This is a genomic window from Pirellulales bacterium, from assembly GCA_035546535.1.
Lineage (GTDB): Bacteria > Planctomycetota > Planctomycetia > Pirellulales > JACPPG01 > JACPPG01.
Genome location: DASZWQ010000050.1, coordinates 19,464 through 36,178, shown reverse-complemented (window position 1 = coordinate 36,178; position 16,715 = coordinate 19,464). Strand labels below are relative to the sequence as shown.

General features: G+C 63.5%; 14 protein-coding genes. 9 read left to right on the top strand and 5 right to left on the bottom strand.

Annotated elements, in window-relative coordinates; all coding sequences use genetic code 11:
• Nucleotides 1-12: 12 nt before the first annotated feature.
• Nucleotides 13-1,044, bottom strand: a complete 1,032-nt coding sequence (locus VHD36_06070) for a TIGR03000 domain-containing protein (protein HVU86866.1) — start codon at nt 1,042-1,044, stop codon at nt 13-15.
• A 242-nt stretch (nt 1,045-1,286) separates the two neighbouring features.
• On the opposite strand from VHD36_06070, the gene VHD36_06065 reads away from it, so the two are divergent.
• Nucleotides 1,287-2,516 (top strand): FtsW/RodA/SpoVE family cell cycle protein, encoded by a 1,230-nt coding sequence (locus tag VHD36_06065; protein ID HVU86865.1) that lies wholly within the window; start codon nt 1,287-1,289, stop codon nt 2,514-2,516.
• 22 nt (nt 2,517-2,538) lie between these two features.
• Here the strand turns inward: VHD36_06065 and VHD36_06060 are convergent, their stop codons facing one another.
• Complete coding sequence (locus VHD36_06060; GenBank protein HVU86864.1) at nt 2,539-3,777, bottom strand: protein-L-isoaspartate(D-aspartate) O-methyltransferase; 1,239 nt, start codon at nt 3,775-3,777, stop codon at nt 2,539-2,541.
• 163 nt (nt 3,778-3,940) lie between these two features.
• On the opposite strand from VHD36_06060, the gene VHD36_06055 reads away from it, so the two are divergent.
• The 7 genes from VHD36_06055 to VHD36_06025 all read left to right on the top strand — a co-directional run bounded on the left by VHD36_06055 (nt 3,941) and on the right by VHD36_06025 (nt 12,455).
• Nucleotides 3,941-5,818 (top strand): TIGR03960 family B12-binding radical SAM protein, encoded by a 1,878-nt coding sequence (locus tag VHD36_06055; protein HVU86863.1) that lies wholly within the window; start codon nt 3,941-3,943, stop codon nt 5,816-5,818.
• Nucleotides 5,819-5,859: 41 nt separating this feature from the next.
• Nucleotides 5,860-6,696: a Cof-type HAD-IIB family hydrolase gene (locus tag VHD36_06050; protein HVU86862.1), complete on the top strand. Its 837-nt coding sequence runs from the start codon at nt 5,860-5,862 to the stop codon at nt 6,694-6,696.
• A gap of 118 nt (nt 6,697-6,814) precedes the next feature.
• Nucleotides 6,815-7,747, top strand: a complete 933-nt coding sequence (locus VHD36_06045) for a bifunctional riboflavin kinase/FAD synthetase (GenBank protein ID HVU86861.1) — start codon at nt 6,815-6,817, stop codon at nt 7,745-7,747.
• A 56-nt stretch (nt 7,748-7,803) separates the two neighbouring features.
• Entirely contained in the window at nt 7,804-8,787 is a 984-nt protein-coding gene (locus tag VHD36_06040; GenBank protein ID HVU86860.1) for a DHH family phosphoesterase, read from the top strand.
• 207 nt (nt 8,788-8,994) lie between these two features.
• On the top strand, nt 8,995-9,567 hold the full coding sequence (locus VHD36_06035) for a ubiquinol-cytochrome c reductase iron-sulfur subunit (GenBank protein HVU86859.1): 573 nt from the start codon (nt 8,995-8,997) through the stop codon (nt 9,565-9,567).
• Complete coding sequence (locus VHD36_06030) at nt 9,564-11,516, top strand: cytochrome b N-terminal domain-containing protein (protein HVU86858.1); 1,953 nt, start codon at nt 9,564-9,566, stop codon at nt 11,514-11,516. Before VHD36_06035 ends, VHD36_06030 begins: the two co-directional genes overlap by 4 nt.
• 384 nt (nt 11,517-11,900) lie before the next feature.
• Complete coding sequence (locus VHD36_06025) at nt 11,901-12,455, top strand: hypothetical protein (GenBank protein HVU86857.1); 555 nt, start codon at nt 11,901-11,903, stop codon at nt 12,453-12,455.
• A gap of 75 nt (nt 12,456-12,530) precedes the next feature.
• Here VHD36_06025 and VHD36_06020 read toward each other — a convergent pair whose 3' ends face one another.
• Both VHD36_06020 and VHD36_06015 read right to left on the bottom strand, forming a co-directional pair.
• Nucleotides 12,531-12,857 carry a hypothetical protein gene (locus tag VHD36_06020; GenBank protein HVU86856.1) on the bottom strand — a complete coding sequence of 109 codons (327 nt, stop codon included), beginning with the start codon at nt 12,855-12,857 and terminating at the stop codon, nt 12,531-12,533.
• A 328-nt stretch (nt 12,858-13,185) separates the two neighbouring features.
• Nucleotides 13,186-13,998, bottom strand: a complete 813-nt coding sequence (locus VHD36_06015) for a PEP-CTERM sorting domain-containing protein (protein HVU86855.1) — start codon at nt 13,996-13,998, stop codon at nt 13,186-13,188.
• Nucleotides 13,999-14,854: 856 nt separating this feature from the next.
• Between VHD36_06015 and VHD36_06010 the strand changes: the two genes are divergently transcribed.
• Nucleotides 14,855-15,118 carry a hypothetical protein gene (locus VHD36_06010; protein ID HVU86854.1) on the top strand — a complete coding sequence of 88 codons (264 nt, stop codon included), beginning with the start codon at nt 14,855-14,857 and terminating at the stop codon, nt 15,116-15,118.
• Between the two features lie 109 nt (nt 15,119-15,227).
• Here the strand turns inward: VHD36_06010 and VHD36_06005 are convergent, their stop codons facing one another.
• Nucleotides 15,228-16,634, bottom strand: a complete 1,407-nt coding sequence (locus tag VHD36_06005) for a DUF1501 domain-containing protein (protein HVU86853.1) — start codon at nt 16,632-16,634, stop codon at nt 15,228-15,230.
• Nucleotides 16,635-16,715 lie beyond the last annotated feature (81 nt).

Here is a 16,715-nt window from a genome sequence, read left to right as displayed (position 1 = left end):
TAATCGTAGTGACTACTGGATGTCCGAGCCCGTCGAGGCCTGGGCAACCTGGGCGGCGTCGAGGTCAACGGTCAGCTCACGCGACTCGCCGGCATTGAGCGTGATCCGCTCGACCTTCGAGAGCTTCTGGCCGTTGCGCTCGAGCTCGACACGCACGGTGTAGTTGTCCCAGCTCTGGCCCTCGCCGAGCTTCGTGGTGACGAACTCACGGCTCGCGCCGGTGCTCTTCGACTCGTTGCCCGACAGGAAGACCTTGGCGTCGGCCGGAACATTCAGCTTCAGCGTGGTCTTGATGACCGGCTTGGTGGCCGTCCGCTCGTCGGCGTTGTCCTGGCCTTGGAGCGGGAAGTTCACGTCGGCCGATTGACCAGCTTGCAACTGGACGACCTTGCGCTCTTCGACCGGCTGGCCGTTGCGCTCGGTGATGGCCCGCACTTCGTAGGTGTAGTTATAGCCCGGACGCAGGCCGTTCGACACGTAACGACGGTCGCTGCCGGTGCTACGGGTCAACATGCCGTTGACGTAGACCTTGGCGTCGGTCGGGACATGTACGCTCAGGACGGCCGCACTGCCGTTGCCGATGCCCGTCTGAGGAGCTTCGGTGGCGGGCATCGGGGCATTCTGGTCCAAGGTCGGCGGTTCCGTCGGCGTCGTCTGCGGAGCCGGGGTGACGGGCGTGCCAGCCGGCACGTCGCGAACCGTGGTGTAACCACCGTATCCGCCGCTCGATCCGCCGCTGCTGCTGCTACCGCCGCTCGAACCCCAACTGCCGCCGCTGGAATACCAGCCGCCGCTCGAGCTCGACGACGAGCCACCCGACGAACCCCACGAACCGTAGTAGTAGCCGCCCCAGCAGCCCGACGAGCTCGACGAGCCACCGCTGGAATACCAGCCGCCGTAGCTGCCCGACGAGCCCCACGAACCACCGGACGAGCCCCAGCGACGATGATGCCAGAACGCGTCAGCTTCCGGCGCAGTCATCGACCAGGCTACGCCGGCGACAACCACGCCCAGCGCCAATTTCTTTACGTTGCCGAAGAACATAACTTGTTTGCTCCCTTGGATAACGGAGACCTGTAGACTCAGTTTCCCCCACGAACATACCAACCCTAGCATGCAATTCAAGCAACATGCGTAGTTTTTTTCGATCATCGAGAATGGAAAAGCCTGGAAAAATGTAAGGGACGCAAGCTGTGCATAATCGATAGAAAGCGCAAGCTATGCCTGCGTTGGTAGCATAGGCGGTCACTGTCGTCGCAAAGGGGCGCAGCGGATGCCCTGGCTTCATGTTCGATACACGTCCTACAATCCGCTCGCTCGCGGTGAATCAAGAAACGTGGCACCATTCCTGGCACGATCTCTTTTGCACGATGCTCCCTCGCGCCTGGCCACAACGATTGCCCTGGGGTTTGCTGCTGGCGGCCGGCGCGCTCTTGCTCGTCGGTTGGTGCGGAATTGCGCGCAGTGAAGAATTGGCCGATGGCGAAGGGCGCTTGCTGCGCCACCAGGTTTTATGCTCGTTGCTCGCGGGCGCGGCGGTGTGGCTGGCCGCGCTGCCTGGCTACCGTGTGTTGCGCGACTATGCCTATCCGCTTTTTGGCACGACGCTGGTGCTGTTGATCGCGGTCTATTTCTTTCCAGCCTCGCACGGGGCACAACGTTGGATTCGGCTGGGGTCGATCGGCTTTCAACCGTCGGAGATCTCGAAGCTGGTCTTCGTGTTAGCGCTCGCCCGCTACCTGATGCGCGCCGAGAATTACCGGCATTTTCGCGGCCTGGTTGCGCCGCTGGCCCTCACGCTGGTGCCGGTCGTTTTGATCCTTCGCGAGCCCGACCTGGGAACCGCCCTGGTCTTTTTTCCCCTATTGTTTGCGATGTTGTACGCCGCCGGAGCTCGCAAGACACACCTGGCTGCTCTTGCGTTATGCGGGGTAGCGATGCTGCCGGTCTTGTGGTCGCAGATGAGCGGCGAGCAGCGGTCGCGGGTCACCGCCTTGTTCGAACAGACCGGCCCCGAGCAAGCGCCCAGCGACGACGGCTATCATCTGCACCAGTCGAAGCAGATGCTCGCGCTCGGCGGAAAACGCGGCAGCCTGTGGGCGGGCGACTTTGTCCTTGATCGCGCCGTCTATCAATTGCCCGAAGATCACACGGACTTCATTTTCGTCGTGCTGGTCGAGCGCCTGGGCTGGAGTGGTGCGCTCGCGGCGCTGTTGTTGGAATTTGGCATCGTGCTGGCCGCGATGTCGATTGCCGCGCGCACCCGCGAACCATTCGGCCGATTGACTGCCATCGGCATTGGTACGCTCTTCGGCGTCGAGGCGTTTATCAACACGGCCATGACCGTCGGCCTTTTGCCGGTCACGGGATTGTCACTGCCGCTTTTGAGTTACGGCGGGTCGGGCTTGCTCACCCACGGCGTGGCGCTGGGGCTGCTCGTAAATATCTCGCTGCGTCCCGGCTTTGAAGTAGGGACGATGCCGTTCCGCTTCGTCCAACGCGGCGCGGCTCGTTAGAGAAAACGATTTGCAGTCGGCGCTATTTCGCTTTCTCTCCCTTGAGCACGCCGCGAATTTGCACGTCGTCGAACGACACTTCGCCCACTCCGCCCAAGAGGCCGATGCGGACGATGGCTTCGCGGGCGTTACTCGGCACGCGGACGCGCCCTTCCTCGTGCTTCCAGTTGGCGGTACCGCGCCACGGCCCCAGTCCGCGCTGCCCGACCATCGCGCGTTTCGTGTCGTAAAACGTGATGGCCATCATCGGCAATTGATCGGGATTCTGGCCGGGTTCGGCATCTTTGACCTTCACCCAGGCGGAAACGTCGAGCTGATCGACCTTGCGTCCGTCGACCGGAAAAGCCTGCAGCGCCTGGCAGCCGCGTCCCGGCACGTCGTTGGTAAAGGTCAGTGCCCGTTTTCCTTCGGGCGCGCCGCCGGTTAATTCGCCGAACCGCAAGTAGTGCCAGCCGATCGGCGCGTCTTCCGCCTGGTTCGTTTCTTCGAAACTGCCGTTGATGATCGACGGGTGCAGCGGGTCGGGCAGTACCTTGCGCTGGTCTTCGGCCGTGCCGGTCATGGGGACGAAGAGCGTCGGTCGCAAAGCTTCGGAAACCAGCTCGCCGTTCTCCTTGCGGAACATGTACAGCACCTGCTGGTAGCGCTGCCCTAGCGGCACGATCATACGGCCCCCTTCCTTGAGTTGCTCGATCAAGGGCTTCGGCACATTCTCGGGCGAACAGGTGACGATGATCTTGTCGAACGGCGCATGTTCGGGCCAGCCCTGGTAGCCGTCGCCGATCTTGGTCGTGACGTTCGTGTATTTCAGGCGCTTGAGCGTTGCCGCGGCGCGCTTGCCCAAGGTGTCGACGATCTCGATCGAGTACACCTTGTCGACCAGGGGCGAAAGAATGGCGGCCTGAAAGCCGCTGCCGGTGCCGATCTCGAGCACCTTGTCGGTTGGCTGCGGATCGAGCTGCTCGGTCATGTAGGCCACGATAAAGGGAGGCGAGATCGTCTGTCCCGCCCCGATTGGCAGCGCCATGTCGTAATACGAGTTTTGCCGCTCGCCCGACGGGACGAACTCGTGCCGCGGCGTTTTTCGCATCGAGTCGATGACGCCTCGGTTGGTGATTCCGGGCGCTACGATGTCTTCGTCGACCATGCGCTCGCGGGCTTGCTGGAACTCGCCCGGCGTTTGCGCGGTGACCGCGCGAGTGCCAAGGAAAGTAAGGCCCAGCAACACGACGCTAGCGATCTGGTAGGGCAACGTTCGCATATATCGCATGATGTGGATGACAAGCGCGGGGCTGGTACGCGGCGGCGCAGGAACCTCGAACCCCTCTAACCCTATCCTCTCCGGCCGCGGGCCAATTGTCTACGCCGCTTGTGTTGTCGCCGACGGCGCCACGGGATAGATTGCCCGAGGGCGCTTCTGCCCGGTGGTCCCTGACTTATGGCAGGCGGTCGTTCCCGTCGCTTTCGATTCCATGCTCAACGAGCGGCTGAAGAGATCGGTCGAACAACTGCTGCCACGGGTGCAGCGGCCGGCGCAATATCTGGGCGGCGAGCTGAATTCGGTCCGCAAGCGCCACGACCAGGTGCGCGGCACGCTCTGTCTCGCCTTTCCCGATACGTACACCATCGGCATGAGCCATCACGGCCTGCAGGTGCTGTATACGCTGATGAACGCTCGCGAGGATTGGTCCTGCGAACGGGTCTTCACGCCCTGGGGCGACATGGAGCGCGAGCTGCGCGCCGCTCCCCTGCCCCTCTACAGCCTGGAGACTTTCACGCCGCTCTCGGAATTCGACGTCCTCGGCTTCACGCTGCAATACGAGCTGTCGTATACCAACGTGCTCACGATGCTCGACCTGGGGGGCATACCGCTTTCCGGCGAAGCCCGCACGCTCGACGATCCACTCGTGATCGCGGGCGGCCCCTGTGCGCAGAACCCGGAACCGCTCGCCGATTTCATCGATGTGTTCGTCATTGGCGATGGCGAGCCGAGCTTGCCGCGGCTGTGCGACGCCTGGCTCGACATCCGCGAAGCGATGAGGGCCGACGAGGGGACTCGATCCGGCATGGCCGGCCGCGATCAGCGGGAGCGCGCGCTATTGCAATTGGCCGCGCGGCTCCCGTTTGCGTACGTGCCGCGCTGGTACGAAGCCGAATATGATGATGCCGGTCACCTGGTCGCGACGCGCCCCACGCATGCGTTGGTGCCCCAGACGATCGAACCGTCGGTGATCGATGATTTCGATGGGTTTCCGCTGCCGTTGGCGCCGATCGTGCCGGTCGTGGAATGCGTTCACGACCGCATTGCGATCGAGATCATGCGCGGCTGCCCCTGGCAGTGTCGCTTCTGCCAGAGCACGGTAATCAAGCGGCCGCTACGCGTACGGCGCGTGGAAACGATCGTGGCCGCGGCGCTGGCCGCCTATCAAAACACGGGCTTCAGCGAGATTTCGCTCTTGTCGCTCTCTTCGAGCGACTACCCGTGGTTCGGCGAGTTGCTCGAGCGGATGCACGAGACGTTTCAGCCGCTGGGGGTGAAGCTGGCTTTGCCCAGTTTGCGCGTCAACGAGCAATTGCGCGGCGTGGCGGCCCTGTTGTCGAGCGATCGTCGTGGGCTGACTTTGGCGCCCGAGGTCGCCCGCGACGACATGCGCGAGCAGATTCGCAAGAAGATCACGAACGAGGATCTGTACGTCGGCTGCCGCGAGGCTTTTCGTCACGGCTGGCGGCACGTGAAGCTGTATTTCATGTGCGGATTGCCCGGCGAGCGCCCGGTCGACCTGGACGGCATTGTCGAAATGGCCGAGACGATCTCGCGCATCGGCAAGGAGGAACTTGGTCATTACGCGAAAGTCACGGCCAGCGTGTCGAACTTCGTTCCCAAGCCGCATACGCCTTACCAGTGGAATGGGATGCAGTCGCGCGAGTATTTGCGGTGGGCGCGCGGCTACCTGATGAAGAAGCGGCGCATCCGTGCCGTCGACATCAAGTGCCATCCGATCGAAGACTCGCTCGTCGAAGGGGTCTTGAGCCGGGGTGACCGGCGGGTCGGAGCCGCGATCTTGCTCGCCTGGCAGCGCGGAGCGCGGCTTGATAGTTGGGGCGAGCATTTCGACGCGGCCCGCTGGTGGCAGGCTTTTGCGGACGCCGGCATCGACGTTCCCACCGTGCTGCACCACACCGAGCCGCTCGATGCGCGATTGCCCTGGGATCACATCAACGTCCGCAAGGGACGGACGTATCTCGAAAAGGAGCAAGCGCGTTCCGTGTTGCAGCTGGCCTCGATGGCCGACGCGGTGTGACGAAAGAACTTTACCTACCTGCCCTCCCCTGCTCGAATTGCATGTCTCGTTACCGCTTGCTGGCCATTGATATCGACGGGACGCTGGTCAACAGCCAGGATCAACTGACCGACGCGACGCGCGAGGCACTCGCCCGCGCCGTGCGGGCCGGCATTCGTGTGGTGCTGGCCACGGGCCGGCGCTACAGCCGTGCGCTGCCGCTGGTCGAACCCTTGAAGCTCGACGTTCCGCTCGTCACGGCCTCGGGGGCGCTCATCAAGGACCCGCTCGATCATCGCACGCTCTATCGTGCCGCGTTCGCGCCGGGCGTGCTCGAAGGTTCGCTGCAACTCGTTGCCGCGGCCGGGTACGAGCCGGTGCTATACGCCGATACGTATGGGCAAGGCTTCGACATGTATTGCCGCAGCATCGAAGGCGCGAAGCCGGAGCTGGCCGAATTCTTTCGGATGAATCCTGATTGTCAGCGTTTGTGTCCGACGCTGGTCGAAAATCCGCCGGAAGGCATTTTTTCCGGTTTCGCCATGGGGACGCGGTCCGAGATGCTCGCGCTCGCCGCGCAGCTGGAAGCTCGCTATCCGCAAGATCTATACGTGCATGTGTTGCGCAGCCCGCGCTATGTCGGCTACATGTGCGAGATTGCTCCGGCCGGCGCGACGAAGTGGAGTGGCATCGAGCGGCTGGCCCGCGATTGGCAAATCGCGGATGACGAAATCTGCGCCGTCGGCGACGACGTCAACGACATTCCGATGATTCGCGCGGCCGGTCTGGGGGTCGCTATGGGAAACGCCCAGGAGGAAGTCAAAGCCGCGGCCGACCGCATTGCCCCTTGCAATAATAGCGACGGATTGGCCCAGGTTGTGGAGTGGATTCTGGAATGAACCACTGCACGGCAACGCTTGCGGATCCGGCCTTCGCGGTTTGACCGGCCGGACGCCCCCTAGCCATAATGGGCCTGGCGCGTCTTGAACCCCCCTGCCCTCCCCTGCTCTGGCGACTGTGAAGCTCTTTCGCGATCTGGCCACGCTTCCCTCCGAGTTGCGCTCGGGCGCGATCGCGATCGGCAATTTCGATGGCGTTCATCGCGGCCACGCGCGGATCGTGGAACGGCTGCTGGCCAAGGCGCGGGACGTAAACGGCCCGGCGGTGGTTTTCACATTCGATCCGCATCCGGTGCGGCTGTTGCGCCCAGCCGAAGCCCCGCCGCCGTTGACCTGGACCGATCACAAGGCGGAGCTATTAGCCAGCCTGGGCGTCGACGCCATTATTGCCTATCCCACCGACGAGGCCCTGCTGGCGCTCGATGCGCAGCAGTTTTTTGATCAGATCGTCCGCGGCGCGCTCGACGCGCGGGCCATGGTCGAGGGACCGAATTTTTATTTTGGTCGCAATCGCAGTGGCACGATCGACGTGTTACGGCAATTGACCACGGCCGCTGCGATGCAGCTGGAAATCGTTCCGCCGGTCGTCATCGACGGGGAAATCGTTTCCAGTTCGCGCGTGAGGCGCCTGCTGAGCGCCGGTCAGGTTGACGCGGCTCGCGACCTGCTGACGGCCCCTTATCGACTGCGCGGCATGGTCACCCACGGCGCCGCACGGGGTAGCAAGATTGGTTTCCCGACGGCCAACCTCGCCGCCGTCGACACGTTACTTCCCGGCTTGGGTGTCTACGCAGGGCTGGCATGGCACGGCGGAAGTTCCTGGCCGGCGGCGATCAACGTCGGCCCGAACCCGACCTTCGGCGAGCAAGCCCTCAAGCTCGAAGTACACCTGATCGACTTCGCAGGAACGCTTTACGGCCAGCCCCTGGAGGTTGACTTCCTGGGCCGGCTAAGGGACATTCATCCGTTTGCCAATGTCGACGAGTTGCAGGCACAGCTGCGCCGCGACGTCGTCCAGGCGCGACAAATGGCGACCGCGTATCGCAGTTGATCGATCGCGGGTTATGATGGATTTTTGGTCCCACACCGCGAGTGGTTGATTGCGCAATGTCGATTGACTGGCGTCGATTTGTCGAACTGGTGCAGGCGCATCAGCGTTTCATCCTGACCAGCCACTTGCGTCCCGATTGCGACGCTTTGGGCAGCGAGCTGGGAATGGCGCAAGTGCTCGCCGCGCTCGGCAAAGAGGCGCGCATCGTCAACGCGCAGGCCACGCCCGCCAACCTGGCGTTTATCGATCCCCAGAATCGCATTCAGGTTCTGGGGCGCGACGTGACGCTCGCGGAGCTCATGGATTACGACTGCCTGATGGTGCTCGATACAAGCGCCTGGGCGCAGCTGGGCGAGATGGGGGACGTCATCCGCGCCACGAAGGCCAAGAAAGTCATCCTCGATCATCACATCAGCAGCGACGATCTCGGCGCCGAGGTGTTTCGCAACACGCAGGCCGAGGCGACCGGCCGCCTGGTGCAAGAGGCCGCCCGCGAGCTGGGCGTTCAACTGACCCCCGAGATCGCCAGGCCACTCTTCGCGGCGATCGCCACCGACACCGGCTGGCTGCGCTTTGCCTCGACCACGGGCGATACGTTCCGCTTCGCGGGGGCGCTCGTCGATGCCGGGGCCCGGCCCGACGCGATTTACAACACCATCTACGAGCAGGACACGCTGGCGCGCGTGCAACTGCGCGGGCGGATTTTGGCGCGCACACAGACCGAGCTCAACGGACGCCTGGTGTTTACGTCCGTGACGCGCGAAGACTTCGAGGCCACGGGCGCCGCGCCGGCCGATACCGAGGATGTCGTGAACATGACGCTCGTCATCGCCGGGACCGAGGTCGCGGTGATTTTCGTCGAGCAGCAGGATGGCCGCGTGAAAGTCAGCTTTCGTAGCCGCGCGGGGCTCGATTGCAGCCGGATGGCCGAGACCTTCGGCGGCGGCGGGCACAAAGCCGCGGCTGGCGCGATGGTGCCGGGACCGTTGGCCACGGCCGAGCCACGCGTGCTTGACGCCGTGCGCGCGGCGATGCGATAATCCTGGGCGTTCGCCCCGCCAACGATTCCCGCCTCGATCTCGTTCCCACAAATTGATTCGTCGTTTGCCGTATTGTTGCCGTCGAACCCGCGCCCGCTCGAGCCCTGGGGCTCGTGTGCTGGTGCCGGGGTCGGGCCGCCATGAAGTCGTTCGATTGCGTAAGGAAATGCATTCGTTGGAATCGGCCGCGACGTAAGGAGTTTCGCCATGTCCGCATCCCCCTCCCCTCCCCTGCCCTCCGCGCCCCCGGCGGATGACCGGCGGGGATTCTTCGCCAAGTTCAGCGCGGTCGTGATTGGTGGGCTGCTCGTGGTTTGCCCGTTTTTGGCGGGCCTCGCCGTGCTTGCCGATCCGTTGCGGCGCAAAGGAGGTAACGGTCAGTTCTTGCGGGTCGCGCGGCTCGACGCATTGCCGGCCGATGGCAAGCCGCGCCGCTTTCCGGTGGTGGCCGATCGGCGCGATGCTTGGACGAAACACCCCCCTGCCCCGATCGGCGCGGTGTATCTGCGGCGCGAAAGCGGCCAGGACAAGGTCGAAGCCTTTAACGTCATCTGCCCGCACCTGGGCTGTTCGGTTTCGTTCGACGCCCCGCGCGACATTTTCCAATGCCCTTGCCATACGAGCGCCTTCGACCTGGAGGGCAAGGTGCTCTCCGGCCCCAGCCCGCGCGGGTTGGACACGCTCGAGTGTGAAGTGCGCGACGACGGGTCGGGCACGGCGGTGTGGGTGAAATTCGAGAACTTCTTCACGGGCCGCACGGCGAAGGACCCCAAGGCATGAAAGCTCTTGTAAAATGGCTCGATCATCGCACGGGCATCGCCGATCTTCTGCACGCGGCCCTGTACGAGCACGTGCCCGGCGGCGCGCGCTGGCGCTACGTGTGGGGAAGCACGCTGGTCTTTGCCTTCACCGTGCAAGCGATCACGGGCGTGTTTCTGTGGATGTCGTACGCGCCCAGCAGCCAGACGGCTTGGGAAAGCGTTTATTACATCCAGCACGAAATGCAAGGCGGCTGGCTGCTGCGCGGCATCCATCACTTCATGGCCCAGGCCATGGTGGTCTTGTTGGCGCTGCACCTGATGCAGGTCGTCATCGACGGGGCCTATCGCGCGCCGCGCGAAGTGAACTTCTGGCTCGGCCTGATGCTGATGCAGATCGTGCTCGGCTTGTCGCTGACCGGCTACTTGCTGCCGTGGGATCAGAAGGGCTACTGGGCCACGATCGTGGCCACGAATATCGCCAGCATCGTGCCCGGCGTGGGTGAGCAACTGCAGCGGCTCATCGTCGGCGGTCCGGAATATGGTCATCACACGCTGACGCGCTTCTTCGCTTTGCACGCCGGCGTACTGCCGGGGGCGCTCGTTGGATTTCTGGTCCTGCACGTCGCGCTCTTCCGCCGCCACGGCTTGCACGCCAAGCAACCGCTGAAGGGGGAGCACGGCAGCTTCTGGCCTGACCAGGTGTTGAAAGACGCCGTGGCTTGCCTGGCGGTGCTGGCGGTCGTGTTGTTCCTCACGATCTTGCCGGGCTTGGGCAGTGAACAGGGCATCGCCAACTTGCTCGTTTCGGATAAGGCCGGCGACGTGTTGGGCGCCGAGCTGGGAGCGCCTGCCGATGGTGCCACGCCCTATTCCGCTGCGCGCCCGGAATGGTATTTCTTGTTCCTGTTTCAGTTTTTGAAGCTGTTCGAATCGAATCCCGAAACCGGCGAGCTGATCGGCGGCATCATTATCCCCGGCGCCGTCATGGGGCTGTTGTTCTTGATGCCCTTTCTCGGTCGCTGGAAGCTGGGGCATCGCTTCAATGTTGGGCTGCTTCTTTGCTTGCTGATCGGCGTCACGATCTTGACCGGCCAGGCCATGTGGGCGGACCGGCAGTCGCGGTGGATCGCCGAGCCAAGTCCGGACAACGAGAAGGCGCACGAGCGCTGGACTTTGTCACGCGATTATCTCGAGGCGGTCGAGCACGCCGAAGCCGCCTCGCGCCGCGCCGTGGAACTGGCGCGCGGGCTCGAGATTCCGCCGACCGGCGCGCTCTCCTTGTTGCGCAGCGACGCGAAGACGCGCGGGCCGGAGCTATTCGAACAGCATTGTGCCGCCTGTCACACGCATGTTGATCCGGCGCGTGAGAGCCAGCAAATCGAGAAATCTACCGCGCCGGACCTGTTCGGCTTCGCCAGCCGCGCTTGGATCGCGGGCCTTTTGGACCCGGACAAGATTGCCTCGGATCGGTATTTCGGCCATACCGCGCACAAGGAAGGCGACATGGTCGGCTTCGTGCAGGGGGATGAGTTCAAAGCGCTCTCCGACACCCAGCGGCACGACGTCGTCGTCGCGCTTTCGGCCGAGTCAAAGCTGCCCGCGCAAGCCACGGTCGACGCCAAGGACGCCGCCACGATCACGGCCGGCGCCGCGCTGATCAAGGAAACCGCGGGTTGCACGAACTGCCATCATTTCCACGACGCGGGCGATCTGGGCGCCGCGCCCGACCTGACCGGCTTTGGTTCGCGCGAATGGTTGATCGGTATGATCAGCAACCCCGGGCACGAGCGCTTCTACGGCGACAAGAACGACCGCATGCCGGAATTTGCCGCGGGGGACGATCCTACGCAGCATCGCTTGACGGCCGAGGAATTGTCGCTCCTCGCCGATTGGTTGCGCGGCGAATGGTTCGTGCCGGCGGCGGGCGCGGCCGATGCGTCCGAAAGCGCGACCGCTTCGGCCGAATAGCGCTTGCTTAACACCCATCTCGCGCTTTGCGGTCCGCGCAATCGCTACAACCTACACGGCAGGTAAAGTCTCGCGCGGCTCGTGGCCGACGCAATGACTAGCGGCGCGGTGCCGTGATTCCTGACGCGTGGTGGTTGTGCCGTGTGGTGTAAAAGCTGCCGACAAGAGGTTCCGGCCGTTTGCGAAGGGGCCGATGACGAGCCGCGCTGCGTGCGGTGCGGCGCGACGGTGGCGCATGGCGCACGCGGCTTGCAGGGGCCGACCGCGCTTGCCCGTTCTCGCGCGGCGCGGGTCACGGTATCGCATGCCAGCCGGCGCGATGAGCCGCGACGAGAGACATCCGCCTTTGTTTGCGATGCCCCCACGGTGACGATCCGCGCGCCTTTGTCCACGTTTGACACGTGGGAGCTGGAAGAGCAGCTTCGTCACGTCGATCGCATCCTGTCGGGGGCCCGCTTCTCGACCGAAGTGGCCGAATCGGCCGGCGCTCCCGCGCATGACCAGGTCGAACCATCGACAGCGCCGCCGGTCGGCGATCCGGCGACCGCCGCTCGCCGGGGACGCTCGCGCGCCGCCTGGCTGATCGTCGCCACGGGGGCCGCTGCGCTGGCCACGGGAATCGTCCTGTTGTGTGCGGGCGTATTTCTTGGACGCTCCGCCTGGCAGAGCACCGGCCTGCCGATCACCCTGCTGGGCCAGGTCGCACTGTTGTTGGGAATGATGATGCAGTTGGACCTGGCGTGGAAGGGAAAGCGCGAAACGGCCAGCAAGCTCTATCGCTTCCAAAAGCGGTTGGTCGATCTCGAAGCGCTGGCCGCGGAACTCGCACCCACCACGGCCGATGAGGTGCCGCCGCCGGGTGACGAGCGGCAACTTATGGCCGAGTTGAAATCGCGACTCGATTTGCTCTCGCACCGGCTGAATCTGCCGTGCGGCTAAGGGAAGGCGCGCACCGGCACCGTCAAAGCCCTCATTAGCCGTTTAGCAAGCTCCAGAACTAACCGCGCGCTACGACTAGGGATTGCGGCCCCAAGTCGTGCGGTTGGCCGCTGCGGTCAATCCGCCTTCCATGCGCGGAAAGCCGACACCGCTGTAGTTGTAACTCCAGCGACGTCCGGTTCGGCCCGTGTTGTTATTGTTGGAGTAGCGGTAGTTCGTGCGTCCGCGTCGCGGGGCGCGATTCACCGCACGGGCAGCAACCGGCGTCGTCGTAGGACGCTGAACCGTTGTCGGTTGTGGTGCGGAAGCGCTCGCCGTCGGGCCATCGGCAAAAGCCTGACCAACGACCGAAGCCGTGACCATGAGAGCGGCTGCTACAGAACGAACCAGAGATCGACACATGATCGAACCTTCCCCTTCTTAAGGTGAGGATTTGCCGCTCCACTCAGATCTTATACGTCTGTCAGCGAAAAAGCGCCGGGAATGTTTCACCGTGCATCATTACCTTTGCGTAAGCGAGCCGGCGAAGAAGGTGGTTTGCGCGGTGGATATCGGCATTCAAGCCCCGGCGCTTGCTGCCAGCAATTGACGCGCGATCGAGGTTAAGGAGCGGGGGGCCATCCACGAAACGAAGCGACCCCGCCGCCGTGATTACGGCGACAGGGCCCTTCGCGACTCTCATTGCGCCTCGGTGAAAATCGAGCGCTCTCGCGCTGGCAGGCAGCCGGAATTACTGGCGATTGCGATCGATCAAGCGCTTGCGGCCCGCGACCAGCAGCGCCGCCAGTCCGAAGCCCGCCAGTGCAAACGTCGCCGGCTCGGGCACCGAGGGGGTGGCGGAAAGCGGATAGAACTCCGATGTGCCGAAGAAGTTGCTGACGTAGCCGGTGATATCCAGGGCCGGCGCGTTGCCACCCCCCAAAGCGTTGAGCTGGGCCAGGCCGTTGGTGGTCGACGGCGTGGCGCCCACGTTGCCGTAGCTCTTGTTGGCAAACAAGATCGCCGTATTCGTACCATCGGTCAGCGTGTAGCTGGTGTTTTGCGCGAGCGTCGCGGGCGTTCCGGCCGCGAAGTGAACGTTATGCAGCGTCACCACCGCCTCGCCTGTCGACGTCAAGCTGCCCGTGGTGCCCGATGCGGCGTTGACCTGCGGAATCGTCACGACGGGGATATTGAGAGGATTGCCCTGCGAGACAAGGCTGACCCCGGTCATCGAGCTGCCGGCCAGCTCAGGACCGTCCTGAAAGGGAGTGTTGTTCGCCGTCAGGTTGATGACGTCGCCCAGCGTGGGGTTGTAGACAGCGAAGGGGACGCGGAAATCGATGATCGAACCGGTTCCGTCCCGCAGGATGATGGTGGCGTTGTTGAACGAGGTGCTGTAGTCGAGGATGCCGACGACTTCCACGTTATTCAGGGTAAAGGGGGCGCTGGCAGCGGCACCGCCGGGGATATCCGAAATGGTCGAAGCAGCGGCCCGCCCTGCCAAAACGCAGACAGCGACCAGGGCGACCAACACGGCTTTGAATTCCACAGTTCGTTTCATTTGCTTTCTCCAGGTGAGAGTCCGAAAGAGTCGTAAACATGCGAAAACCGCGCGGACGGGTGGACGGAGTCGCCGCACGAACGCGCGAAGAACCAGCGCAACAGTCGAATCCGTAAAACGCGAGACTCCCTGCAACTAAATGCCGACAACGGCCGACAGGGGCGTTAGAAGTTCGGACACCTAGGTGTCCGTGCTACGGATCATTGGCGTGCAGCTTCAGAGGGCACGGGCCACTTAACTTGGCCGGATCGTAGCCAGCGAACGTTAGCGGCTCGTGTGCGGCGGATAAAAACCGCGCTAGAAATCCATGAGCGCCCTCGGGCGGATTGGGCCGCGCCCGGACCTTCAGTGGCTCACGGGCCAGTTGCGCCGGCGATGGATTGCCGTCGATTCACGGGGGCGCCGATAATCCCCAGTGGTTTTAGCGTCGGAAATTCGACAGACCGATTCGTCCCGGTATCCTTAATGCGTTCGATTCGGAGAATCCAAGATCAACCCGCTTCACCCTAATGACACACTTTGATTTAAAAAAGCAGCAGTGTCGGCAAATCCCTTCTCCTCGGGCGGCCAAGGCGTCCTTCGTGCTCGGCGTCCTCGCGTTTGCCGGAAGTGCTGCTTGTGTCGCGAGCGTACACTGGCCCCTTGGTCTCATCTTCGGTTTCATGTTCGCGTGCGCCGGGGTCTGCGGAATCATGACGTGGCGAGAGGGGACCAAACGATGACTGCCCGGCCTAATACGGCATAAAATAGGAATAACCGCGCCATGCGATTTGTGTCGGCGTGTGGCCCTTGTTAGTCTGGAAGCAACCCAGCCATGGCCCGGCGATCATGCCGAAACAACGAGGACAACACGATCATGAAGTCTGTGCTCTCTTGGATCCTGGTCCTGTCGATGCTGCTGGTCGGCATTGGTTCTGCCGTGGAAGCGCAGGCCAGGACGAAAACGCAGTACGACGAGGAATTCTCCCGGCTCGACCGCAATAGCGACAAGAGGTTGTCCGAACAGGAGTATGTCGGCAAGAAAACGGGCGAAGCCAAAGAGCGAGCCCGGCGCGACTTCAAGAATCTGGATCGGGACGAAAACAAGTCGCTCTCGTACAAGGAATACAAGCGCAAGTAGCGTGCGCTTGGCGAGGGACCTTCTGTGGCCGGCCTCTGTGAGGCCGGGATTTCACCGTACCGCTTCCGGGAATCCTAGACCCCGGCCACAGACTTTGCAGTTTCCTGGCTTACGCGATCAGGGCGTTGACGACCTGGCCGTGTACGTCCGTGAGACGGAAGTCGCGGCCGGCGTAGCGGTAGGTCAGCCGCTTGTGGTCGAATCCCAACAGGTGCAAGAGCGTCGCGTGCAGGTCGTGCACGTGTACCTTGTTTTCGACGGCTTGAAAGCCGAATTCGTCCGTGGCGCCGTACACCTGCCCGCCTTTCACGCCACCGCCGGCGAGCCACATCGTGAAGCCGTAATGGTTATGGTCGCGACCATTGATCTTGCCTGCATTGGCGCCAGCCTGCGGCAATTCGACGGTGGGCGTGCGGCCGAATTCGCCACCCCACACGACCAGCGTCTCGCCGAGCAGCCCGCGCTGCTTCAGATCGCGCAATAGCGCTCCGATCGCCTGGTCGCACTGGCCGGCGAGCTTGCGGTGGTTGACCTCGATATCGTCGTGGTTATCCCAGGGCTGGCCGGCTCCGTGCCAGCATTGCACGAAGCGCACGCCGCGCTCGACCAGCCGGCGGGCAATCAGCAGTTGTCGGGCCTGCACGCCTTCGCCGTACGCTTCGAGAATGTGCTGCGGCTCGCGCGTCACGTCGAAGGCGTCAGCCGCTTCGACCTGCATGCGGTAGGCCAGCTCGAGCGAATGAATCCGCGATTCGAGCGCTTCGTCGCCGGCGCGGCGGGCCAGGTGGCGGCGGTTCAACTCCTGAACCAGGTCGAGCTGGCGGCGCTGGTCTTCGCGCGAGATCGCCGTGTTACGTACGTTCTCGACCAGCTTCTCCAGCTCGGTGTGCTGGGTGTTGATGTACGTCCCCTGGAAGGCACCAGGCAAGAAGGCCGATTGCCAGTTCTCGGCGTCCTTGATCGGATATCCGCCGGGGCACATGGCAATGAAGCCGGGCAGATTCTGGTTTTCGGTGCCCAGGCCATACGTGGTCCACGATCCGAAGCTGGGGCGCGTGAGCCGCGATTCGCCGCAGTTCATCAGCATCAGCGATGGCTCGTGATTCGGCACGTCGGCGTGCATCGAGCGAATGATCGCCATATCGTCGACGTGTTCGGCCACGTGCGAAAACAGCTCGCTGACTTCGATCCCGCTTTGACCATACTTCGCGAATTTGAACGGCGAGGGGAACGCGGCGCCGGTCTTGCGCTCGGTCCGCAGGTTCTCCATCGGCAACATCTGGCCGGCATGCCTGGCCAGCGACGGCTTGGGATCGAACGTATCGACGTGCGAAGGGCCGCCGTTGGCGAAAATGTGGATGACGTGCTTCGCCTTGGCGGCGAAGTGCGGCGCACGAACGGCCATCGGACTGGCCAGGCCGGTGTTCGGCTCCGCGGTGGCCGCACTCGTGGACGCCGGGTCCAACAATCCAGCCAGGCCCAGCATGCCCAGCCCCAGCCCCGAGCGGCGAAGCATCTCGCGGCGCGACAATGCGGATTGGCCGGCGGCGATCGCGGTACGATCGTTTCGCCTATCCTGTCGGCGGTTATCTTGCGC